Below are 22,173 nucleotides of genomic sequence, written 5' to 3' on the forward strand. Positions count from 1 at the left end.
GTGTCAGAACATCGGGAAGACGCCGTGCTCAACCCCGTGATCCCCGGCTTCCACCCGGATCCGAGCGTCTGCCGCGTGGGCGACGACTACTACCTCGTCTGTTCCAGCTTCGAGTACTTCCCCGGCATCCCGGTCTTCCACAGCCGCGACCTGGTGCACTGGACGCAGATCGGCAACGCCCTGGACCGTCCCGAACAGTTGCGGCTGCCACTGGACTCGCGCTCCTCGGGGGGCATCTACGCGCCCACGCTGCGCCATCACGACGGCCGGTTCTGGCTGATCGTCACCAACGTCAGCAGCGACGGCAACATGCTCTTCACGGCCACCGACCCCGCGGGCCCCTGGTCCGATCCGATACGGCTGCCCGGTGTCCCCGGCATCGACCCGGACCTCGCCTGGGACGAGGACGGCACCTGCTGGTGCACGGTCGCGGGGGTCTCCCAGGTCCGCCTCGACCCCTCCACCGGGGAGACGCTCGAAGAGCCGCGGAAAATCTGGTCCGGCACCCCCGGCGCGATGGCCCCGGAGGCACCGCACCTGTACCGCGTCGGCGCGTACTGGTACCTGCTCATCGCCGAGGGCGGCACCGAGCGAGGCCACGGGGTCTCGATCGCCCGCGGGCCTTCTCCCACCGGTCCGTTCGAGGCGTGCCCGTCCAACCCGGTGCTGACCCACCGGGGCACCAACCGCCCGATCCAGAACACCGGGCACGCGGACCTGGTCCAGGCACCCGACGGCTCCTGGTGGATGGTGCTGCTGGCGGTCCGGCCGCGAGGCGGCACTCCGGGCTGGCACGTGCTGGGCAGGGAAACCTTCCTGGCGCCGGTGGAATGGGTGGACGGCTGGCCCGTGGTCGGCGAGGTCCCTTCCGAACTGCCCCTCCCTGCCTGGCCGTTGGTTCCCGGACCGGCCGAGCCCGTCCGGGACGACTTCGACCTCGGCGAACTGCGGCCGCAGTGGGTCTCCCCGCGCGACCGCTCCCCGGAGCACTGCTCCACCAAGGAGCGCTCCGGCTGGCTGACCCTGCGCGCCCGCGGCGGCTCCCTGGACGAGCCGGACGCCGTGTTCGTCGGCCGCCGCCAGCAGCACCTGGCCTGCACGGCCCGCACGCGGGTCGACCCGGAACAGGGACGCGGCGGGCTCGCCGTCCGTCTGGACGAGGAGCACCACTACGAGATCGAGGCGTCCGAGGGCCAGGTACGGGTGCTCGCCCGTGTGGGGCCCCTGCGCACGGTCGTGGCCTCCCGGTCCGTGCCCGCCGGTCCCGTGGTGCTGGGCGTGCGCGTCTCCCCCACCCCGCCCCAAGGCCCCCGCACCGGGCCCGACACGCTCGCCTTCGGCGTCGAGGAACCGGACGGCACCTTCGCCGAACTCGGCTCCCTGGACGGCCGCTACCTGTCGACCGAGGTGGCCGGCGGCTTCACCGGCCGGGTCATCGGCATGTACGCCGCGACCGGGACCGTCCACTTCGACTGGCTCGACTACGAGCCCCTCGGTCACTGATCCGACACCCTCCCCCGACCTTCTGAACGCACCTCCCCCCACGGGCGGATGCCCCGCCCGGCCGACAGAGAAGGGTCACCCATGAAGGGAACGCACCACCTCACCGGCCGCAGCAGACGCGGTCCCGGCCGCCCGCTCGGACTGCTGCTGGTGCTGGTCACCATGATCGGGGTGACCAGCACCGCGGCCTTCGCCGCACCCGCCCGCGAGGGCTCGCTCCCGATACGGCTCCCCCTGCAGGCCGCGAGCCCGATGGACACGGTGGCGGCGATGCAGCCCAGCTGGAACCTGGGCAACACCCTGGACGCCATCCCCGACGAGACGTCCTGGGGCAACCCGCAGGCCACCAAAGCCCTGTTCGACACCATCAAGGCCCAGGGCTTCCGCAGCGTCCGCATCCCCGTCACCTGGAACGGCCACCAGTCCGCCTCGGCTCCCTACACGATCGACGCGACATGGATGAACCGCGTCAAGCAGGTGGTCGACTGGGCTCTGGCCGACGGGCTGTACGTCGTGCTCAACGTCCACCACGACTCGTGGCAGTGGATCTCCACCATGCCCACCGACCACGACGGCGTGCTGGCCCGCTTCAAGGCCACCTGGACCCAGATCGCCGCCAAGTTCAAGGACTCCCCGCGGTCCCTGCTCCTCGAGAGCAACAACGAGCCGCAGTTCAACAACACCACCGACGCCCAGGGCATCCAGTACAACGACGAACTCAACAACGCGTTCCACACCGTCGTACGTCAGTCCGGCGGCACCAACGCGACCCGGCTGCTCGTCCTGCCCACGCTGCACACCAACTCCGGCCAGGTCCTCCTGGACGCCCTGTCCGCCCAGATGAAGTCACTGGGCGACAGCAACCTCGTGGCCACCGTGCACTATTACGGCTACTACCCGTTCAGCGTGAACGTGGCCGGCGGCACACAGTTCGACGCCACCTCGCAGAAGGACATGAGCGACCACTTCGCCAGGGTCCGCGCCACCTTCACCTCCAAGGGCATCCCCGTCTACCTCGGTGAGTACGGCCTGCTTGCCTACCCCGACTCCAACCACCCCTCCCGGATCGAGCGTGGCGAGGCGCTGAAGTACTTCGAGCAGTTCGGCCACGACGCCCGCGCCGCCGGAGTGACCACGGCCCTGTGGGACCCCGGAACCTTCGCCTTCCTCAACCGCACGACGCTCCAGTGGAGCGACCCCGCGCTGTTCGCCGCGGTCAAGTCCAGCTGGACCACCCGCTCGGGCACCGCCTCCTCGGACCGGATCTTCCTGGCCAAGTCCGGCACGATCACCGCCAGGACGCTCACCCTCAACCCCAACGGCCTGACGCTCCAAGGCCTTTGGCAGGGCAGCACCCGTCTCGCCCAGGGCCGGGACTACACCGTCTCCGGCACCCAGCTCACCCTGACGGCGTCCGCCCTCACCAGACTGGCGGGCAACCGTGCCTACGGCGTCAACGCGACGATCGAGGCCCGGTTCTCCGGCGGACGGCCCTGGCAGATCTACGTGACCACGTACGACAGGCCGCAGCTCTCCGACGCGAACGGCTCCACCAGCGGGCTCACCGTCCCCACCCAGTACCGCGGGGACCAGCTGGCGACCATGGAGGCCACCTATGCCGACGGTACCAACGCCGGCCCGGTCAACTGGAGTCCCTACCAGGAGTTCAACGTGTCCTTCCGGCCTGACTACGCCGGCAACGGGCTCCTGCTCACCTCCGACTTCCTCAACTCGCTGCGGGACAACGCACAGGCCACGTTGGTCTTCCACTTCTGGAGCGGCGCCACGGTGACCTACCGCGTGACCAGGAGCGGAGGTTCGGTGACCGGCACCGTCGTCTGATCGGGCCGCCCCGGGTGCCGCCGTGGCACCCGGGGCGCGCTCAGCCCTTCGGCGGGGCCGTGCTCTCGCGGACGGTGAGGCTGGTGGCGATCTCCAGGCCCACCTGAGGTACGTCGTCGCCGCGGCCCAGTGCCAGAGCCAGTTCGGTGGCGGCCACCGCCATGTCGGCGAGGGGCTGGTGGACCGTGGTCAGCGGCGGATCCGCCCAGGCCACGGCCGGTAGGTCGTCGAAGCCGACCACGCTCAGGTCGTCCGGGACACGCAGTCCCAGTTCCCGGGCGGCCCGGTAGACGCCGAGGGCCTGCATGTCGTTGGCGGTGAACACCGCGGTCGGCCGATCGGGCCGTGACAGCAGGTCGCGCGCCGCGGCGCAGCCGTCCTCCCGGGTGAGGAGCGTCTTGACCATGAGGTCCGGCTCCACCGGCAGACCCGCCTCGATCAGCGCCGAGCAGTAGCCGGCCGTCCGCGCGAGACAGAAAGGGTGATCCGGCCCGGTGATCAATCCGATGCGACGGTGGCCGAGTTCGATGAGATGCCGGGTCGCGGCCTGGCCGCCCCGGAAGTTGGTGGCACCGACGAACGGCACACCGTCGGGCAGCTCCCGGTTCGGGTCGAAGACGACGAACGGGATCCCCTTCGCCTGCAGTTGGTCCCGCTCCTCCTCCGACAGCCAGGCAACCGACAGCACGCACCGCGGGCGCCGCTCCACGGTGTCGTCGATGGTCCTGGCCGGCGCGTCCTGAAGACCGAACTCCGACACCAGGACACTGACCTTGTTCCTGCGGGCGGCCCGCTCGACACCGCGGATGATCTCCACGGCCCACATGCTCTCCAGTTCGCGGAACACCAACTCCACGAGGTTGCTGCGGTTCTTCGGCGGCTTGCGGTATCCGTACCGGAGGATCAGCTCCTCGACACGCGACCGGGTCTCGTCCGACACTCCGGACCGGCCGTTGAGCACCTTCGACACCGTGGGGACGGAGACACCGGCGGACTCGGCGATGTACGCGATGGTGACCGTCGCCGGCCCTCCACCGCTCGTCTTCCGTTCTTCCGCCTCGCCCGTCGCAGGAACGTCTGATCGGTTGTCCGGCACGGTCCTCCGCCCATCCCCTCGCCAGTCGAACGCCCACGAAAGCATACCCGCGGGTTTCGCACTTCGCGGGAACACCGGTCGATGCCCCGAATCCATGCCTGACCAGCAAATTCGCAGGTGGGCAGATCCCGCACCGCCCCTGTGAGAGCGCCTTCCCCTTCGATACTTTCGTCGCACAGAGGAGCTGTATGTCCCCGCGCTACTTCGAGGAGTTCTCGCCCGGTCACGGCAGGAAGCCACCGCGCGCCGCACTGGCGACCGACGCTCCCCGGCTCGATCTGGGCGGCGACTGGGCCTTCCGGTTCTCGGCCACCGGGCTCGACGAGACGGACGGCTTCGAGACGCCCGGTTTCCACGACGGGGACTGGGACCGGCTGCCCGTCCCCTCCCAGTGGCAGTTGCACGGCTACGGCAGGCCCGTCTACCTGAACATCGCGTATCCCATCCCGCTGGACCCGCCGTATGTGCCGGACGAGAACCCGACCGGCGACTACCGGCGGACCTTCGACCTGCCGCCGTTCTGGACGGCCTCCCCCGCGGTGGTGCGTTTCGAGGGCGTCGAGTCGTGCGCACGGGTGTGGCTGAACGGCCGGGAACTGGGAGTGACCCGCGGCAGCCGCCTGGCCTCGGAGTTCGACGTGACCGAGGCACTGCGTCCCGGCCGCAACGTCCTGGCGGTCCGGGTTCACCAGTACTCGTCGGGCACGTACCTGGAGGACCAGGACACCTGGCGACTGGCGGGCATCTTCCGTGACGTGGCCCTGCTGTCCCGACCGGTCGGCGGCATCCGGGACGTGTTCGTGCACGCGGACTACGACGCGGCGAGCGGAGCCGGCCGACTCCGGTTCGACGTCGACACGGAGACGGGCGCGGAGGCGGAGGCGGAGGCGACGATCGGCATCCCCGCGCTCGGGGTCCGCGATGCCACCGTGGCCCAGGAGTTCACCTTCGACGAGGTCCGGCCGTGGAGCGCGGAGGATCCCCACCTCTACGACGCCGTGATCGCCACGCCCGCCGAAGAGGTCCGACTCCGCATCGGCTTCCGCACGGTCTCCGTCACCGACTCGGGCGTGCTGACCGTCAACGGCCGTCGTGTGGTGCTGCGCGGCGTCAACCGGCACGAGTTCCACCCCGACAGGGCCCGGGCCGTCACCCTCGACGACATGCGCCGCGACGTGGAGTCGATGAAGCGGCACAACATCAACGCCGTGCGCACCTCGCACTACCCGCCCCACCCCGCCTTCCTCGACCTGTGCGACGAGTACGGCCTGTGGGTCATGCTCGAATGCGACCTGGAGACCCACGGCTTCGAGATGACGAAGCCCGAGCCCTGGCAGGACAACCCGTCCGACGACCCGCGATGGCGCGAGGCGTGTCTGGACCGCACGGAGCGGACCGTGGAGCGGGACAAGAACCACGCCTGTGTCATCTCCTGGTCGCTGGGCAACGAGGCGGGCGACGGCCGCAACCTGGAGGCCATGGCCGCCTGGATCCGCGAGCGTGACCCGTCCCGCCCGATCCACTACGAGGGCGACCGACTGGCCCGCTACGTCGACCTCTACGGCGAGATGTACCGCACGCCGGCCACCGTGAGCCGGATCGGTCAGGGTCTGCTGCGGCCCGGCGAGAAGTTCTACCCGGCCACGGACGGCGAAGGCGACCCCTCCGAGGATCCCCGCAACCGAATGCCGTTCCTCTACACCGAGTTCGCCCACGCCATGGGCAACGGCCCCGGTGGACTGGCCGAGTACATGCGGCTGTGCGACCGGTACCCGCGCGTCCAGGGCGGCTTCGTGTGGGAGTGGCGGGACCAGGGCCTGCGCACCACCGACGCCGAGGGCCGTACGTTCTTCGCCTACGGCGGCGACTTCGGGGAGGAGGTGCACGACGGCAACTTCATCTGCGACGGGCTGGTCCTCCCCGACGGAACTCCCTCACCGGGCCTGCTGGAGTACCAGAAGGTCATCGCGCCCGTCGTCATCGGCCCCGGCAGCGCCCCCGGGCACATCCTCGTGCACAACCGCCACGACGTGGTGGACCTGTCGCATCTGCGGTTCACCTGGTCGCTCTCCCTGGACGGGGCCGTGGTGGAGCAGGGCACCCTCGCCACGCCGGACCTCGGCGCGGGGCAGCAGGCGCAGATACCGCTCCCGCCGCTCGGGGCGGGCACTGGCAGGGGCGAGCGCCGGCTGACCGTGCGGGCGGAGCTGGCCCGGGCCGCCGTATGGGCGCCCGAGGGGCATGTGGTGGCCTGGGGTCAGGTGCCCTTGCCGTCCCCCGGGAGCCCATCGGCCCCCACGCTGGGCACCGGGCTCCCGGCCATCGAGACATCAGGCACTCGCCTCGCGCTCGGGCCGGCTCGTTTCGACCGGACGACGGGTCGTCTGCTCGGAATCGGGTGCCACGCGTTCGACGGTCCGCGGCTGTCCCTGTGGCGCGCGCCGACCGACAACGACCGTGCCTGGGCCCAGCGCGACGCCAAGTACTGGGAGGAATGCGGCCTGCAGCGGCTGCGCCACCGGGCCGTCTCCGTCGCCCCGGACGCGGAGGGACTCACCGTGGTGGTGCGCAGCGGCGCCTCCGGCACGGACCGGGGGTATCTCACCACGTACCGCTGGGAGACGGACGGACAGCGCCTGCGGGTGCGCGTCCGCACGGAACCGTTCGGCCACTGGCCGGAGCGGGACGACCACTTCGGCGAGGCGATGGTGGCGGCCGACCTGCCGCCGCAGGAGCACGCGGAGCTGGTCCGGCGGGACAAGGCGCCCTCCCTGGCCCGTATCGGTCTGCACTGGGAGCTGCCCGGGGAGTGGTCCCGGGTCAGTTGGTTCGGCGCCGGTCCCGGAGAGGCCTACCCCGACTCCCGGCAGGCGGCCCGGATCGGCCTCTTCCATGCGAGCGTCGACGAACTGCAGACGCCGTACGTCCGCCCGCAGGACAACGGCAACCGCGCCGACGTGCGCTGGGCCGAGATCGTCGACGGCACGGGCGCGGGTCTGCGCATCGAGGGCGCCGAACTGTTCAACCTGGCCGCCCGCAGGTGGACCGACCGGCAGCTGGCCGAGGCACGCCACCAGACCGACCTGGCGGCGGGCCCCACCGTCCACCTGCACACCGACCACGTCGTCCACGGCCTCGGCTCCGGCGCTGTCGGTCCGGGTGTCCTGCCCGAGTACCGGCTCGAAGTACGCCCCGCGGACTTCACGTTCGTCCTCACGGCCCTGCCCAGTCCGACCAGGCCGGGACGGCGGTGAGCCACCCGAAGCCGTGCGCACCGCCGTTGCTGTCTCAATACCCTGAACCACCGTGTGCTGCCTGGCCGTTGGCCGAGTCCGGAAGGGGAAGACGGGTCCGGGTGCGGAAGGTGCGACGGTAGGCGTCCGGAGGGACGCCGAGGGTGCGGTTGAAGTGCCGACGCAGGGTCGTGGCCGTGCCCATGCCCGTGGCCGCCGCGATGCTGTCGATGCTCTCGTCGGTCTTCTCCAGCAGTTCCTGGGCGTGGCGGATCCGTTGGGTCAGCAGCCACTGCAGAGGGGTGGTCCCGGTCGCCGCGTGGAAGTGGCGGCCCAGGTGGCGTGAGCTCATCCGGGCGTGCCGGGCCAGGTCCTCCACGGTCAGCGGCTGGTCGAGCCGTTCGATGATCCACGGGAGCAGGGCCGCGAGCGGGTGGTCGTCCTGGGTGGGTACCGGGGAGGTGACGAACTGGGCCTGGCCGCCCGCCCGGTGCGGTGGTACGACGAGGCGGCGGGCGACCGCGTTGGCGATCGACGAGCCGTGGTCGAGGCGGACGAGGTGCAGGCACAGGTCGAGCGCGGCGGCCTTGCCCGCGGAGGTGAGCACGCTGCCGTTGTCCACGTAGAGGACGTCCGGATCGACGTCCACGTCGGGGTAGCGGGAGGCCAGGACGTCGGTGTGCGCCCAATGGGTGGTGGCCCGCCTGCCGTTCAGCAGGCCCGCGGCGGCCAGCACGAAGGCACCCGTGCACAGGGAGACCACGCGGGCGCCCGCGTCGTGGGCCGCGCGTACCGCCTCCACCAGTTCGGCGGGCGGGGCCACGTCGATGTCTGCCCAGCCCGGGACGATCACGGTGTCGGCGCCTCGGAGCCGGTCAAGGCCGTGGTCGGGCTCCAGCCGGAACCGGCCGAACCGCACCGGGCCCGGCCCGCAGACCGAGATGTCGTACCAGGGGACGGTGACTGCGTCCGGTGCCGAACCGAAGACCTCGTGGGCCACGGACAGTTCGAAGTGGAGCATCCCGTCGGTGACGGCCAGCGCGACAGATCTCATGTCCGTAATTGTATGGGAGATGTCGTTCCAGACACTCACGGTTCGGCCTTCCACCACGCCAGGATCGTCGTGGTCGATCGGTTCCAGCACAGGGAGAAGTCATGGCAACGGGGCACACGGTGACGGTGTACGGGGCGTACGGGCACACCGGCCGGTTCGTGGTGGCACACCTGCAGGAGCGCGGATTCGTGCCGGTCCTGTCCGGGCGCGACGCCCACAAGCTCAAGGCGCTGGCCGACGGGTACCCCGGCCTCGAGGTCCGCCCTGCCTCGGTCGACGACCCGGCCTCGCTCGATCACGCACTGGCCGGTGCGGCAGCCGTCATCAACGCCGCCGGCCCCTTCGCCACGACGGCCGCCCCGGTGATCGAGGCGGCCCTGCGGGCCGGCATCCCCTACGTCGACGTGGCGGCCGAGATCGAGGCCAACGCCGATACGTTCACGCAGTTCACTGACCGGGCCCGTGACGCGGGGACGGCGATCGTCCCCGCGATGGCCTTCTACGGCGGCCTCGGCGACCTGCTCGCCACTGCGGCGATGGGCGACTGGACCGAGGCCGACGAGGCACACATCGCGTACGGCCTCGACCACTGGGCGCCGACGGACGGAACACGCGCAGCGGGCAAGGTCTCCGCCGAACGGCGAAACGGCCGCCGTGTCCGCTTCACGAAGGGGCAACTGGAGTACCACAGCGACGACCTGCCCACCCTGCGGTGGTCCTTCCCGGACCCGGTGGGGCAGCGGGCCGTCATCGGCGAGTTCACCATGGCCGACGTCGTCACCATCCCCAGCCACCTGTCCATCCCCGAAGTACGCACCTACATGACCACCGAAGCGGCCACCGGCGTGGCGTCCCCGGACTCGCCGACCCCCACTGCGGTCGACGAGCAGGGGCGGTCCGCACAGACCTTCCTCGTCGACGTCGTCGTACGCCGGGGCGGCACCGAACGGCGCGCAGTGGCCGGCGGCCAGGACATCTACGCCGTCACCGCACCCCTCGCGGTCGAAGCGGTCCACCGCCTCCTCACGGGCCGGACCAGGACGGTCGGCGTCGCCTCAGCCGGCGAGATGTTCGACGCACCCGACTTCCTCCGCGCGCTGTCCCCGCACATCTCCCTGGAGCCGGCTCCGTAACGGCAGGCGCCAAGGCCCATCGGGCCCCTGCCTCCTCGGGGCCAGGGGCCCAAGGACATCCCCGAGACCGAACCGCAGTTGCGCGGCATCGCCGGCGGCGTGCTGATCGCCCTCTCGTCGGTCAGGGCGTCACCGGTTGGCGGGCTGCGCGGAGGACGGGGAGCAGTACCGCGGTACCAGATTCCGTTCTCAAACGGATCTTGCCCAGAGCAGGAATGACGCGCGACTGACCGCTGCCTCGTAGGAGGTGGCGGTCTTGTCGTATCCGGTGGCGATTCCGCGGAAGTTCTTGAGTTGGTTGAAGCATCGCTCGACGATGTTGCGCCGCCGATGGATTCGCGGGTCGAATGCCGGTGGCCGCCCTCCGCGCCGACCCCGGTCGTGACGGCGTCGCTGCTGGTCGGTCTTCTCCGGAATGGTGTGCGCGATGCCGCGTCTGCACAGGCGGGCGCGGAAGCCGCGAGAGCTGTGCATCACACAACGGCTGATCCAGCGGCGGGCATGCATTCATAACGTCGGCATCGTGAACACTCACACTCCTGACTCCCATGAACGCGTCATGGTCCGGCATCGCACCGAGGTGCCCGTTCCGCTCCCGCGTGGCACGGCTTTCGCCTGTGCCTTGGGCGAGCTCGTCCGAGACCTCCTGCCGGGGGCCGGGAGCCGTGGCCGGCGCACCGTGCCGCTGGAGGAGGTCTCCACTGAACTCGGCGACAGGGTGCGCGTACTGAAACTCGACTACGACCAGGCCGAGCAGGCTCGCGGCACGTACGCCATCGAGGCCGTCCTGACGCTTGTCGCGGTCGTTGGCCGTGTGCCGTGTGCCGTGTGCCGTGTGCCGTGTGCCGTGTGCGAGGATCCTCGGCGGCCTGGAGAAGGTCGAACTGCTCGCCCAGCGCCGCCCGCTGCTCAGTGCGAGAGCCATTCAACCCAGCGGGCGGCCGTCGGCCGGCCCGGACGCAAGACCTTCCGGCCGAGCAGGACATGCAGCCACGCCACCCCACTTGTGATCCTACCTATCTCTCCAACTTCCCTGCCTGTCCGCATCATTGACAGCGGCTCGCCTCTCCTCAATCATCAGACATCCGATGAATGGGAGCCGCTCATGGGTACGTATCCGAGACGTCAGGTCCTGGGCGCCGCGGCCGGAGTCGCCGCAGCAGCCATTCCCCTCACCTCAGCCACCGCCGCGCACGCCTCCGAACCACCGACCGAGCACGCCGGGCCGTGGGCTCCCGTCCCTGACCCCGTCCCCGTCCCGCTCGACTCCCTCTACGACAACGACGGCATCGACACGGCCTCCGCACGCGGCGGTGACTTCGACGGCTCGGGCTACACGTTCCCGGGCGAGGAACTTCCCACGGGCCATGTCGAAGTCGACGGCGTGTCCTTCGACTTCCCGACCTCGAATACCGACGCGAAGAACAACGTCGTCGCACTCGGCCAGCGCGTCGAACTGCCCCAAGGCCGCTACCTCTCGGCCGTCTTCCTCACCGCGGGCAGCTATGGCAACGCCTCCGGCAACGCCACGGTCCACTACACGGACGGCTCGACCACGACCGCCCCCCTCGGCGGATCCGACTGGTATTCCGCGGGCGGGTCCCTGTCGGTGCCGTACCGCTATCGACCGGACGGCACCAAGGACGAACACCGCGTGGGGATCGGCACGTCCGAGGTGTGGCTCGACCCGCAGCGCGACTGCGTAGCGATCACGCTCCCGGTGACCAATCCGGCGCAGGCGAACAAGGCCTCGCTCCATATATTCGCGCTGTCCCTGCAACCTGCCGCCCAGGGACGCGCGCTGGCCCTGCGCGGGACACGCTCCACGAACTCGCTCCTGCAATCGTCCGGCGCCCAGAGCGTCGAGGCCACCGTCGTCAACGCGGGGACCGTCGCCGTCCTGGCCGCGGACGGCGTGTCGGTGCGCGTCGAGGTTCCGGGAGCACGCACCGTCGAAGCCGCTCGTGTCCGCCGCCTGGACCCCGGCGAGCAGACCCGCATCCGCGTGGGAATCCGCAATCGTGCGGGCACCGCCCCCGGCACGGCTCGGGACGGCTCGGTGACCGTCACCGGACGCGGAACCCAAGTCGCCTCCCAGAAAAGCCGGTTGACCCTCGGTGTCGCCGACTACCAGCCCACTGAGGCTTCTCTCTCCGGCCACCAGGCACCGTACTGGTTCCAGGGCGCCAAGTTCGGCATCTTCATCCACTGGGGCGTCTACTCGGTGCCCGCCTGGTCGCCGGTCGGAAAGCAGTACGCCGAGTGGTACTGGAACCACATGCAGGATCCCCAGAACGCCGTCTTCGCGTACCACCGCGAGAAGTACGGCGAGGACTTCGCCTACGACGACTTCATCCCGATGTTCACGGCGGAGAAGTTCGATCCGCGCGCCTGGGTCGAACTGTTCCGGGACGCGGGCTCGGAGTACCACGTGCTGACGTCGAAGCACCACGAAGGCTTCGCCCTGTGGGACACGAAGGTCTCCGACCGCAACTCCGTGAGGATGGGCCCGAAACGGGACCTCGTCAGGGAACTCTTCGACGCGTCCCGCCGCTACACACCCGAACTCCACCGCGGGCTCTACTTCTCCATGCCCGAGTGGTTCAACCCGGACAACCCCTGGATGGGCCACGCCCCGCGCAACCCGTACACCCAGGAGCCATTGCCGTACACGGGTTACACCGCGGGCAAGGACTTCGTGAAGGACTACCAGGCCCCACAGATGAGGGAACTGATTCACGGCTACGACCCCGAGGTCATCTGGTGTGACATCGGCGGCGCCAACGACAGCCTCCACGTCCTCGCCGACTACTTCAACCACGCGAAGAACCGCGCCCGGCCCATAGAGGTCAGCGTCAACGACCGTGCGGGCATCGCCTTCCACGACTTCACCACGCCCGAGTACACGACGTACGACAACACGGTAGTCGCCAAGTGGGAGTCCAGCCGCGGCCTCGACCCGTTCAGCTACGGCTACAACCAGGCGACACCGGACGACGCCTACATGACGACCGAAACGGTGGTGCACAGCCTCGTCGACATCGTCTCCAAGAACGGCAACTTCCTCCTCGACATCGGCCCGCGCGCCGACGGCACCATCCCCGAGATCATGCAGACCCGGCTGCGTGAGACAGGCCACTGGCTGCGCACCAACGGAGAGGCGATCTACGACACCACGTACTGGTCCCGGATGGCCGAACTGGGCGAGGACCTGCGATTCACCATCCGCCCCGACGAAGCCTTCTACATCCACTCTCTCACCAGGCCTGGCGCCAAACTCACCGTCGAGGCGCCGATCCCGATCCGCAGCGGAGACAAGGTCACGATGCTCGGCCACGGCCGGCCCCTGACATGGACTCTCAGCAACGGGGCGTTGGTGATCGACGTCCCCGAAGCCGCACGCAAGGCGGGGCAGCACGCATGGGTCTTCAAAGTGCACTGGGGTGCCTGAGACCCGACGGCCACCACCGCCTGGCGCACTCAGTGACAGGCGGTGGATTTGGACCGCCTGCGGATTCCTGGAATGGGGCCGGGTCTGCCCTACGGGCGGGCCCTGCTTTCGTAGGGGTCAACGTCGCAGATCGAAGGGTCCGACGCGGAACCGCAGCTTCTACCGTCGAACCCATGAACGGCTGGACCACCTCCCACGACCGAGTCCTGGCGCAGCGCCACGCGGAAGGTTGGATGTTCCTGATCGAAACGGCCCGCGATCTGCGGCCTGCCGGCGCTTCCGCCTCCAGCGGAAGCGCCGCTGGCCCGGGCCCTGACCGAACCCGTGGTGGCCGCCGCGCCCCACCCCCTGTCCGTGCTGGAAGCCGGCGCCGACACCGGAGGGGTCACGCGCTCCCTGTTATCCCAACTGCCCCGGGGCAGTCTCCTCGACGTCGTCGAAGCCGATCCGCGTTTCGCCACTCAGCTGCGCCGCCTCGTCGCCGCACACCCCGCCCCGGCAGGCGGACCCGGGCCCGTGACCGTGACCGTGCACCAGATCTGCGTCGGAGACCTCGACACCGGCCACCGTCATGACGTGATCGTCTCCGCGCTGCCGCTGACCAAGTTCACGCCGGGACAGGTCGAACGCATCATGGCCCGCTACATGGAACTGCTGCATCCGGGCGGCACTCTCACCTACTCCACCCACGTCGGCATGCGCAGGCTCCGTGCCCTGACCGTCTCACGGAGCGAAGCGCGCCGATGCGGCGCGGTGAGCGAAATCATGGACGCCTACCAGCGCAGTTACGCCACCGGCCGCACGACCGTGTGGGCCAGCCTGCCTCCGGCCAACGTCTGGCGCCTGCAACGGCCCTGCGTCCTTTCCGACGAGCAGCGGCAGACACGGGACGGAGTGGGCCAGTGAGCGCCGTGTCTCGCGTGCAGACCAAAGGCCGACAGGCCGTCCTGCTGTCAACAGAATGGTCCGTCGGCTCCGACCGGAATCCCGTGGCGGTCCGGCCGACGGCGGTCACAGGTGCGGCCGTTTGATCAGCCGGGACAGAACGATGACGCTCTCCGTGCGCTCGACCGGCTCGGTCGCGCGGACCCGCTGGATGGCCTGTTCCAGATGCGTGATGCTCTCGGCGAGAAGGTGGAGCACAGCGTCCGCGGCACCCGAAACGGTACATGCCTCGACGACCTCCGGGACGCCCTCCAGCGCTCGACGCAGCTCCGCAGGAGTGGGGTTTCCTCGGCAGTAGACCTCGACGAACGCTTCGGTCCGCCATGCGAGCACCTGTGGATCAAGAACGGCAGTGAAACCGCGGATCGCGCCGCTTGCGACGAGCCGGTCCAGCCGTCGTTTGGCCGTCGACGCCGACAGATTGGCGGCTTTGCCGATCTCGGCGTACGTGGCCCGGGCGTTCTGCTGCACACAGCGGATGACCGCTTCATCAATAGGGTCCACGGGCGCCTCCGAAGCATTCAGCAACCGATCGAGAGCGCAATGATCCACCAGACCACCCCTGATATTGCAAATAATCGCTGGTGGACAGGAGGAAATGAAGATTGTTTGCGCCGGAAGGCAGCCATAGTGTCCGGATCGACCTGACGTCGATCTGCCAGGAGCAGTGCTGCCATGACCACAACCCTGAGCGACGCCGAAGCCGCCGCGCTGGCCGCAGTGGACGAAGCCGACGCCGCCCGGACACTGCTGGAGCTGCTCTCCATACCGAGCGTGACGGGCAGCGCTGCCGAATCCGAGCTGCAGCACCTGCTGGCCCGGCATCTCCGGCGACTGGACCTCGACGTCGACCTGTGGTCCATGGACCTGCCCGAACTGCGCGCGGATCCCGCCTACCCGGGCGCCGAGGCCCCGCGAGACGAGGCGTGGGGGCTGGTGGGAAGCACACGCGACGACAGCGACGGACCGGCCCTCGTCCTGCAGGGCCATGTCGACGTGGTGCCTCCCGGCGACCGGTCGCGCTGGGCGGGCGACCCGTTCGTTCCCCGGGTCACGGGCGACATCGTCCACGGCCGCGGCGCCTGTGACATGAAGGCAGGGCTGGCGGCCGTGCTCGCGGCCCTGACCGCCATCCGCACCGCCCGGGTGAGACTGCGCGGCCGTCTCGCGGCCCACTTCGTGGTCAGCGAGGAGGACGGCGGACTCGGCGCGTTCGGCACGCTCCGGCGCGGCCACACCGCCGACGCCTGCATCATCGCCGAGCCGACCAGCGGCACGCTGATGACAGCGAACGCAGGAGCCCTGACCTTCCGCATCGAAGTCCCCGGCCAGGCAACCCACGGCAGCACCCGCTACGCGGGCGTCAGCGCTCTCGACGCCTACCTCCCCCTCCACCGCGCACTGGCCCGTCTGGAAACCGCCCGCAACCGCGATCCCCACCCGCTGATGGCCGCCTACCCCATCCCCTACCCGCTGTCGGTCGGCACGGTCCACGCCGGCGACTGGGCCAGCAGCGTCCCCGACCTCCTCGTGGCCGAGGGACGACTGGGCGTCCGGCTTGACGAGGACCCGGCCGACGCCCGCACCGAGCTGGAGAACTGCATCGCCCAGGCCTGCGCCGCCGATCCCTGGCTGCGTGCCCACCCGGCCACGGTCACCTGGCCCGGCGGTCAGTTCGCCAGCGGACGGATGCCCGACGGCCACCCCCTGGCGGCGCTGGTCGGCCACGCCCACGCCGACATCACCGGCAGCAGGCCGGCACGCGAGCAGGGTGCGCCGTACGGCAGCGACCTGCGGCTCTACAGCGCCCAGGGCATCCCCACGCTCCAGTACGGGCCCGGCGAAGTGCGGTGGGCACACGGTCCGCAGGAACAGGTGCGTCTCGCCGATGTCATCACCGTCACCCGCACGCTGGTCCTGGCCGCGCTGCGGACAGTCGGCACAAAGTAACCCGGCAGTCTCCGGCACCCCACACGCAACGCTGCCCGCCCAGACCAACTGACCTTCTTCCGGTGCTACTTGGCAATGGAGCATCGGCAAGCCGGTCCCAGTTTCGCCGAGATGGGTGAGGCAGGCGTGCCTCTATGCGCACAGTCCCAGCCCGTACCCGGCATCCTCCGACGCCCTGTCACCGCACGGCAGAAAGACTTTCGGGTTACCTACGAGGCCGGCTCGCAGATGACAACCGGGATCTGCCGGTCGGTCCACGCCTGGTACTTGTCGAAGTCGGCGTACATGGCGACAAGCCGCGGCCACAGCACCGCGCGCTCGGCAGCATCAGCCGTACGCGCGAGCATGCGACGCACGCTGCTGCGGACCTGGACGGTGATCTGCGGATCGGCTTGAAGATTTCTGTACCAGAAGGGGTTGTTCGGCAGCCCGCCTTGCGAGGCCACGAGCACCACTCGATCGCCATCCCGCAGAAAGAGCAGGGGCTGGGTCCGCGGCAAGCCGCTCTTGCACCCCTTGGTGGTCACGAGGCAGACGGGCACGCCGCGAGGGAAGGCGCTCCCGATCCTCCACTTGCCGCCGACCCGCCCGCCAGTGGCGCGATATACGGCGACATTGAACCGCGATGCCAGTTTGATGATCTTCGGCACGAGTGGCGAATCGAGCCCTTGGGGGCGATCGAAGGGTGTCGGCGTGGTGGGTGGGGTGTCGGCCATGCCATCTCACTCTCCATCGGCTTTCACGAAATCACCCGTCTCTCACGCGGAACCCGTCGCCTCAGCACGGCGTTGGCGGTGTCGCATTCCTCTGGCTGTCGAGGGAATCGTTGGGGGAGGCGGCGGCTGTGCGTAAGGCCATGCTCCTCGTACCGCGCGTCGACATCACGGCTTGCACTCGCGTCAGCGATCGAGCTCCCTCCTGGCGAGGGCGGTTGACGAAGGAGGGCTTCCTCCTCAGAGATCTTCGATCGACCGAACCGACGCACGCCCGTCGCGGCCGCTCCGTCGGATCCAAGAACCAGAAGATGCGCACAGTGAAAGGGAAGGCGGCAAAGACCGCAAGAGGCGTGCCACTTGCAACCGGAACTCGGCTGACCCTCTGCTTCGGCGAGGACGTCCGTCCTCGGCGCGGGCAAGGTCCGCCTACGCGCCACTGCCCACGCCCAGGAGCTCATCGCGCTCTCGCCCACGTACATCGTCATCAGCCAGTGCAACCCGCTTTACGGCAGTGGCCGACGCCGCCGCCACCCGGCAGATGATCGCCACCCGCTTGAGTGCGTCCGAGGCGTCTCAGCCGGCGTCTGTCTGCTTCCGAGTACGACTTGCGCCAACAGGTCGCCCGATATATCCGCCCTGCCGGTCCGCGGGCCGGCAGGGCGGACCACGCATGAGGGGAATCCGCTCGGATTCGTCCCGAGCAGACGAGTCAGGCTATCCGTCGGGGACTGTCCGCCGGGTCCTATCCGACGGCCCGCTCGGCGGTGAAGTCCACCTTCTCTGCCGGGAGCACCTGGATGGTGCGGCCCGCGTAGGCAATCGTGGCGAAGACCGCGTTGTGGTGGATCACCACCTGATCCGCGCTCGGCAGCGGACTGTCGGCGGGACGCTGCGGGGTGGTGTGGCCGTCGGCGACCAGGACGAGGTCATAGCCGTGGGAGAGCGCGCTGCGGCTGGTGGAGTCGACGCAGTACTCGGTGGCGAAGCCGGTGACGACCACGCGCCGGATGCCCTGGTCGCGCAGGAGCTGGTCGAGCGGCGTGCCGAGGAAGGAGTCGGCGCTGTCCTTGTCCACCACGGTGTCGCCGGGTTGCGGGGCCACCGCCGGATGGATGTCCAGCAGTTCGGCCGGCACGTCGGGGAGGTCAACCCGCTGCCGTAGATACACCACCGGCGTGCCGGCCGCGCGGGCCCGACCGGCCAGTGCGGCAACGCGGGCGAGACAGGCCTCCACGTCGTGGGCCCCCGCCACCAGAGCGGCCTGCAGATCGACGACGAGCAGCGCGGTATCCGGCATACCCGCCACCCTAACCGCAAGCATCTGCCAGGCGGTCACGGCAGCCTTTTCGTCCGCTCCGGCCGCGCTCCTGCGGGCGTTGTCAGTGGTGGCAGGCAGGATGACGGCATGACCACACCTGTTGCACACATCGTGGACGCGGCTGCCTATGCGCAGGCCGTCGAGGACGTCGTGACGGCCGCGGCCGCCTATTACACGGACGGCACCTCACCCCTCGACGACGACGCCTACGACCAGCTGGTGCGCGGCATCGCCGAGTGGGAGACCGCCCATCCCGACCAGGTGCTGCCGCACTCCCCCACGGGAAAGGTCGCCGGCGGTGCGGTCCAGGGCGATGTGCCGCACACGGTCGCGATGCTGAGCCTGGACAACGTGTTCTCGGCCGAGCAGTTCACGGCGTGGACGGCGTCGCTGGCCCGCAGGATCGGGCACGAGGTGCAGCGCTTCAGTGTGGAGGCCAAGCTCGACGGTCTCGCCGTCGCGGCCCGCTACACCCAGGGGCGTCTGACTCGGCTGATCACCCGGGGCGACGGAATCGCCGGGGAGGACGTCTCGCACGCGATCGGCACCCTCGTAGGCCTGCCGGAGAAGCTGGACCGGCCGGTCACCGTGGAGGTACGCGGTGAAGTCCTCATGACGACATCCCAGTTCGAGCATGCCAACGAGGTGCGCACCGCGCACGGCGGGCAGCCGTTCGCCAACCCGCGCGGCGCGTCCGCGGGCACGCTGCGGGCCAAGGACCGCGCGTACACGGTGCCGATGACGTTCTTCGGCTACGGCCTGCTGCCCCTGCCCGACACCGGTGCCAGTACCGGCACCGGCACCGAACTCACCGAGCAGCTGGACACGCTCGCGCACAGCGAGCTGATGGCGCTGGCCGCGCGGCTGGGCGTGCACACCGCCGCCGACACCGCGGTGCCCACCGTCACTGCAGTGAGCGTGGAGGAGGTCCTGGAGCGGGTGCGGGAGGTCGCCGCACTGCGCGCCGAGTTGCCCTTCGGGATCGACGGCATCGTCATCAAGGCCGACCTCGCCGCCGACCAGAGAGCCGCCGGATCCGGGTCCCGCGCGCCGCGCTGGGCGATCGCCTACAAGCTGCCCGCGGTGGAGAAGATCACCCGCCTGGTGGGGGTGGAGTGGAACGTGGGCCGGACCGGGATCATCGCCCCGCGCGGCGTCCTGGAGCCGGTACAGATCGAGGGCGCCACCATCACCTACGCGACGCTGCACAATCCGGCCGACATCACCCGCCGCGACCTGCGCCTGGGCGATCACGTCATGGTCCACCGGGCCGGCGACGTCATCCCCCGCATCGAGGCGCCGGTCGCCCACCTGCGGACCGGCGACGAACAGCCCATCGTGTTCCCCGAGGTGTGCCCGCGGTGCGGCTCGGCCATCGATACCAGCCAGGAGCGCTGGCGCTGTGAGCAGGGCCGCAACTGCCATCTGGTGGCGTCCCTCTCGTACGCCGCCGGCCGCGACCAGCTCGACATCGAGGGGTTGGGCGCCACCCGCGTCGTGCAGCTCGTCGAGGCAGGTCTGGTGGCCGATCTCGCCGACCTGTTCGCCCTCACCCGCGATCAGCTCCTGGCGCTGGACCGGATGGGCGAAACCAGCACAGACAACCTCCTCGCCGCCCTCGACACGGCCCGGGGGCGGCCGCTGTCGCGGGTCCTGTGCGCGCTCGGTGTCCGTGGCACCGGCCGCTCCATGTCCCGCCGTATTGCCCGCCACTTCGCCACCATGGACAACATCCGTGCCGCCGACGCCGCGGCCCTGCAACAGGTCGATGGCATCGGCCCGGAGAAGGCGCCCTCCATCGTCGCCGAACTCGCCGAACTCGGCGGCCTGATCGACAGACTCAGCGTGGCCGGGGTGAACATGACCGAACCCGGTGCGACTCCCCCGCCCGCGACAGTTGACGACCCGACAGCATCGGCCGACACCGCGGACGGTGCATCGGATGCGGGTCCGCTCGTGGACATGACGGTCGTCGTCACCGGTGCGATGACGGGCCCGCTGGAAAGCCTCAGCCGCAACCAGATGAACGAACTCATCGAACGGGCCGGCGGCCGCTCCTCCTCCAGCGTCTCGAAGAAGACAACCCTCGTGGTCGCCGGTGAGGGCGCCGGATCCAAGCGGGCCAAGGCGGAGACCCTCGGCATCCGCCTGGTCACCCCGGACGAATTCGCGCTGCTGGTCGCCGACTACCTGTCCTGACCGCCGTCACCTGGCGATCAGCGGTGTCATCACTCGTCCTCGCGGAGCCACCGCTGTGCAGCCTCGACGCTGTCGCCGCCAGTTGTGTTGAACGCAATGGCGGCCTGGGGTGCATGGCGGCGGATCAGGTTCACGACCTCTTCGAAGAGTGGCAGCAGCTGCTCGGCCTTGCGGAGCCCGCCGCCGACGACCACGACATCCCACGGCTGCTTGGTCAACGATGCGACGAGCGTGGACTCGGCCGATTCGTCGAACACGATCAGCGTCATGGCCGCGTCGATGCCGTGCGCACCGAAACGGGCCAGCTCCGCATCGAGTGCCGCACGAAGGGCCTCTCCGTCGACGCCAGGGATCGCAAGCGGGTCGTAGCCGACGACAAGCGCAGATGACATGCGGCCAACCTACCGGGCGCTGCTCAGCAGGGGGATCAAGAGTCGTTCAAGGTCCAGTGGGCGTCAGCTCGCGTATCAACTCCACGGCTTTGTCGAGAAGTTGGGTCTCGTGTTCGCTCATCGAAGGGTCGGCAGCCCGTCTCCTCCTGGCTTCTGCGAGGCATCCGGAGTCGGCATCGCCCAGGGCGATCACGGGGCCGAGGTGCGCGAGCAGTGAGGCGAGCACGGCCCGGGCCGGTGCCGCCAGGGCGGAGTTGCCGACGGCCACCTGTGCCAGGATCAGGGCCGACATCCAGCGGTCCAGCCCGGGTGGCCCTTCCTCTGTGTTGCACCAGTCGATCACCACGGGCCGCCCCGAGGCGAGCATCACGTTGTCCGGGTGCAGATCGAGGTGGAGGATCCGGAAGGCGGGGTCGGCGCAGACCCGTGCGGGAATCGAGTGCAAGCGGTGCAGCAGGTCGGCGAGTTGGGCTCCTGCTTCCTCGGCCGTGATCATGCCTCGCAGCAGTGCGTGAAGCATGGACGTGCCGTGCAGCCGCTGCATCACCAGGTCGGCCCTTGGCGCCGTGCTCTGCCCGGAGCCCTCCGGGTCCTGGAGGAGGGGCACCGGGTAACCGTGCTGCGCGAGGTAGGCCATCACGACGGCTTCAGCAGTGGCATCGCCGCCGTCGCGGTATCGCCGTAGGACCCAGTCGTCATCGATGACGTACACGTCCGCGCTACGCCCGGAACCGAGTAACTCACCCGTCATCCAGGCACCCTATCCGCCGTCGGGGGTGAACGCTTCACCTCGTCGGGGCACTGACCCCGCCCAGGAACACACCCCGCGAGTGCTGCCTCGGCCCCGGCCGGGGTGCCGGCACTGGAGCCGGACGGGCTAGGCATCCTCGTGGCCATCGCGCAAGGAACGAATCATGCCCTGCAGGATCCGGAATGCCTCCGACTGCTCGGGCTCGGTCATTCCGGCCAGCATTCTGAGCTCGACGGAACGGACCGCTGCGGTCGCTTTCTCCAGGCTGCGTCGGCCGCGGGGGGTGAGCCGTGCGGGAAGAACCTTCCCGACAGGTGCCTCCGCGGGCCTGGTGACGTAGCCGTCCCGTTCCAGGGTCTGGAGCAGCACGTTCATCGTCTGCCGTGTCACGAACGCGCCCCGCGCGAGCTCGGAGTTCGACAAGCCCGGGCGCTGGGCCAGCAGTTCGAGGCAGGAGTAGTGGGTCACGCTCATCCCCAGCGGCCGCAGCACTTCCTCCATGGCTGCGCGCAGGGCGCTGGAGGCCTCCTTCAGCAGGTAGCCCAGTGATTTGTCCAGGTCGATGCCGGCACCCTTTTGACTCATGTCAG

General features: G+C 69.7%; 18 protein-coding genes. 8 read left to right on the forward strand and 10 right to left on the reverse strand.

The genetic code is table 11. The features are described from left to right. Both IOD14_RS23335 and IOD14_RS23340 read left to right on the forward strand, forming a co-directional pair. Positions 1 to 1,503, forward strand: a complete 1,503-nt coding sequence (locus tag IOD14_RS23335; protein ID WP_212671416.1) for a glycoside hydrolase family 43 protein — start codon at positions 1 to 3, stop codon at positions 1,501 to 1,503. Between the two features lie 81 nt (positions 1,504 to 1,584). Then, positions 1,585 to 3,345 (forward strand): cellulase family glycosylhydrolase, encoded by a 1,761-nt coding sequence (locus IOD14_RS23340; protein ID WP_212671417.1) that lies wholly within the window; start codon positions 1,585 to 1,587, stop codon positions 3,343 to 3,345. A 40-nt stretch (positions 3,346 to 3,385) separates the two neighbouring features. Here IOD14_RS23340 and IOD14_RS23345 read toward each other — a convergent pair whose 3' ends face one another. Then, positions 3,386 to 4,441 carry a LacI family DNA-binding transcriptional regulator gene (locus tag IOD14_RS23345; protein ID WP_249126037.1) on the reverse strand — a complete coding sequence of 352 codons (1,056 nt, stop codon included), beginning with the start codon at positions 4,439 to 4,441 and terminating at the stop codon, positions 3,386 to 3,388. Between the two features lie 188 nt (positions 4,442 to 4,629). Here IOD14_RS23345 and IOD14_RS23350 point away from each other — a divergent pair, with 188 nt between their 5' ends. Continuing rightward, positions 4,630 to 7,695 carry a glycoside hydrolase family 2 TIM barrel-domain containing protein gene (locus IOD14_RS23350; RefSeq protein ID WP_212671419.1) on the forward strand — a complete coding sequence of 1,022 codons (3,066 nt, stop codon included), beginning with the start codon at positions 4,630 to 4,632 and terminating at the stop codon, positions 7,693 to 7,695. Positions 7,696 to 7,729: 34 nt separating this feature from the next. Here IOD14_RS23350 and IOD14_RS23355 read toward each other — a convergent pair whose 3' ends face one another. Further along, positions 7,730 to 8,728 carry a helix-turn-helix domain-containing protein gene (locus tag IOD14_RS23355; protein ID WP_123986768.1) on the reverse strand — a complete coding sequence of 333 codons (999 nt, stop codon included), beginning with the start codon at positions 8,726 to 8,728 and terminating at the stop codon, positions 7,730 to 7,732. Positions 8,729 to 8,829: 101 nt separating this feature from the next. Here IOD14_RS23355 and IOD14_RS23360 point away from each other — a divergent pair, with 101 nt between their 5' ends. After that, positions 8,830 to 9,861 carry a saccharopine dehydrogenase NADP-binding domain-containing protein gene (locus IOD14_RS23360; RefSeq protein ID WP_212671420.1) on the forward strand — a complete coding sequence of 344 codons (1,032 nt, stop codon included), beginning with the start codon at positions 8,830 to 8,832 and terminating at the stop codon, positions 9,859 to 9,861. Between the two features lie 189 nt (positions 9,862 to 10,050). Here the strand turns inward: IOD14_RS23360 and IOD14_RS23365 are convergent, their stop codons facing one another. After that, positions 10,051 to 10,368 (reverse strand): transposase, encoded by a 318-nt coding sequence (locus tag IOD14_RS23365; RefSeq protein ID WP_212671421.1) that lies wholly within the window; start codon positions 10,366 to 10,368, stop codon positions 10,051 to 10,053. Between the two features lie 598 nt (positions 10,369 to 10,966). On the opposite strand from IOD14_RS23365, the gene IOD14_RS23370 reads away from it, so the two are divergent. After that, positions 10,967 to 13,312 carry an alpha-L-fucosidase gene (locus IOD14_RS23370; RefSeq protein WP_212671422.1) on the forward strand — a complete coding sequence of 782 codons (2,346 nt, stop codon included), beginning with the start codon at positions 10,967 to 10,969 and terminating at the stop codon, positions 13,310 to 13,312. Positions 13,313 to 13,639: 327 nt separating this feature from the next. Continuing rightward, the gene (locus tag IOD14_RS23375; RefSeq protein WP_348540913.1) at positions 13,640 to 14,218 is read left to right on the forward strand and encodes a translation initiation factor IF-2; all 579 of its coding nucleotides are present in this window, start codon (positions 13,640 to 13,642) and stop codon (positions 14,216 to 14,218) included. Positions 14,219 to 14,323: 105 nt separating this feature from the next. Here the strand turns inward: IOD14_RS23375 and IOD14_RS23380 are convergent, their stop codons facing one another. Beyond that, on the reverse strand, positions 14,324 to 14,809 hold the full coding sequence (locus IOD14_RS23380; RefSeq protein WP_348540914.1) for an Lrp/AsnC family transcriptional regulator: 486 nt from the start codon (positions 14,807 to 14,809) through the stop codon (positions 14,324 to 14,326). Next, on the reverse strand, positions 14,779 to 14,934 hold the full coding sequence (locus IOD14_RS23385) for a hypothetical protein (RefSeq protein ID WP_174269016.1): 156 nt from the start codon (positions 14,932 to 14,934) through the stop codon (positions 14,779 to 14,781). Before IOD14_RS23385 ends, IOD14_RS23380 begins: the two co-directional genes overlap by 31 nt. Between IOD14_RS23385 and IOD14_RS23390 the strand changes: the two genes are divergently transcribed. Beyond that, positions 14,933 to 16,207 carry an ArgE/DapE family deacylase gene (locus IOD14_RS23390; protein ID WP_212671423.1) on the forward strand — a complete coding sequence of 425 codons (1,275 nt, stop codon included), beginning with the start codon at positions 14,933 to 14,935 and terminating at the stop codon, positions 16,205 to 16,207. The two genes, IOD14_RS23385 and IOD14_RS23390, sit on opposite strands and share 2 nt — an antisense overlap. 209 nt (positions 16,208 to 16,416) lie before the next feature. Here IOD14_RS23390 and IOD14_RS23395 read toward each other — a convergent pair whose 3' ends face one another. Beyond that, positions 16,417 to 16,923, reverse strand: a complete 507-nt coding sequence (locus tag IOD14_RS23395; RefSeq protein WP_212671424.1) for a nitroreductase family deazaflavin-dependent oxidoreductase — start codon at positions 16,921 to 16,923, stop codon at positions 16,417 to 16,419. 742 nt (positions 16,924 to 17,665) lie between these two features. Further along, entirely contained in the window at positions 17,666 to 18,220 is a 555-nt protein-coding gene (locus IOD14_RS23400) for an isochorismatase family protein (RefSeq protein ID WP_212671425.1), read from the reverse strand. A gap of 108 nt (positions 18,221 to 18,328) precedes the next feature. Here IOD14_RS23400 and ligA point away from each other — a divergent pair, with 108 nt between their 5' ends. Next, positions 18,329 to 20,440, forward strand: a complete 2,112-nt coding sequence (gene ligA, locus IOD14_RS23405; RefSeq protein ID WP_212671426.1) for an NAD-dependent DNA ligase LigA — start codon at positions 18,329 to 18,331, stop codon at positions 20,438 to 20,440. Between the two features lie 29 nt (positions 20,441 to 20,469). Here the strand turns inward: ligA and IOD14_RS23410 are convergent, their stop codons facing one another. The 3 genes from IOD14_RS23410 to IOD14_RS23420 all read right to left on the reverse strand — a co-directional run bounded on the left by IOD14_RS23410 (position 20,470) and on the right by IOD14_RS23420 (position 22,168). Further along, on the reverse strand, positions 20,470 to 20,832 hold the full coding sequence (locus IOD14_RS23410) for a hypothetical protein (RefSeq protein ID WP_123986776.1): 363 nt from the start codon (positions 20,830 to 20,832) through the stop codon (positions 20,470 to 20,472). 46 nt (positions 20,833 to 20,878) lie between these two features. Further along, a complete protein-coding gene (locus IOD14_RS23415) occupies positions 20,879 to 21,583 on the reverse strand; it encodes a phosphotransferase (RefSeq protein WP_212671427.1) in 705 nt (234 codons plus the stop codon). A 126-nt stretch (positions 21,584 to 21,709) separates the two neighbouring features. After that, the gene (locus tag IOD14_RS23420; protein ID WP_123986778.1) at positions 21,710 to 22,168 is read right to left on the reverse strand and encodes a MarR family transcriptional regulator; all 459 of its coding nucleotides are present in this window, start codon (positions 22,166 to 22,168) and stop codon (positions 21,710 to 21,712) included. Positions 22,169 to 22,173: the final 5 nt, after the last annotated feature.

Source organism: Streptomyces sp. A2-16 (assembly GCF_018128905.1).
Lineage (GTDB): Bacteria > Actinomycetota > Actinomycetes > Streptomycetales > Streptomycetaceae > Streptomyces.

Coding starts and splice junctions, on each gene's coding strand:
- IOD14_RS23340 (WP_212671417.1), top strand. CDS start 1,585: ATGAAGGGAACGCACCACCTCACCGGCCGCAGCAGACGCGGTCCCGGC.
- IOD14_RS23350 (WP_212671419.1), top strand. CDS start 4,630: ATGTCCCCGCGCTACTTCGAGGAGTTCTCGCCCGGTCACGGCAGGAAG.
- IOD14_RS23355 (WP_123986768.1), bottom strand. CDS start 8,728: ATGAGATCTGTCGCGCTGGCCGTCACCGACGGGATGCTCCACTTCGAA.
- IOD14_RS23360 (WP_212671420.1), top strand. CDS start 8,830: ATGGCAACGGGGCACACGGTGACGGTGTACGGGGCGTACGGGCACACC.
- IOD14_RS23365 (WP_212671421.1), bottom strand. CDS start 10,368: ATGCATGCCCGCCGCTGGATCAGCCGTTGTGTGATGCACAGCTCTCGC.
- IOD14_RS23370 (WP_212671422.1), top strand. CDS start 10,967: ATGGGTACGTATCCGAGACGTCAGGTCCTGGGCGCCGCGGCCGGAGTC.
- IOD14_RS23390 (WP_212671423.1), top strand. CDS start 14,933: ATGACCACAACCCTGAGCGACGCCGAAGCCGCCGCGCTGGCCGCAGTG.
- IOD14_RS23385 (WP_174269016.1), bottom strand. CDS start 14,934: ATGGCAGCACTGCTCCTGGCAGATCGACGTCAGGTCGATCCGGACACT.
- IOD14_RS23395 (WP_212671424.1), bottom strand. CDS start 16,923: ATGGCCGACACCCCACCCACCACGCCGACACCCTTCGATCGCCCCCAA.
- IOD14_RS23400 (WP_212671425.1), bottom strand. CDS start 18,220: ATGCCGGATACCGCGCTGCTCGTCGTCGATCTGCAGGCCGCTCTGGTG.
- ligA (WP_212671426.1), top strand. CDS start 18,329: ATGACCACACCTGTTGCACACATCGTGGACGCGGCTGCCTATGCGCAG.
- IOD14_RS23410 (WP_123986776.1), bottom strand. CDS start 20,832: ATGTCATCTGCGCTTGTCGTCGGCTACGACCCGCTTGCGATCCCTGGC.
- IOD14_RS23415 (WP_212671427.1), bottom strand. CDS start 21,583: ATGACGGGTGAGTTACTCGGTTCCGGGCGTAGCGCGGACGTGTACGTC.
- IOD14_RS23420 (WP_123986778.1), bottom strand. CDS start 22,168: ATGAGTCAAAAGGGTGCCGGCATCGACCTGGACAAATCACTGGGCTAC.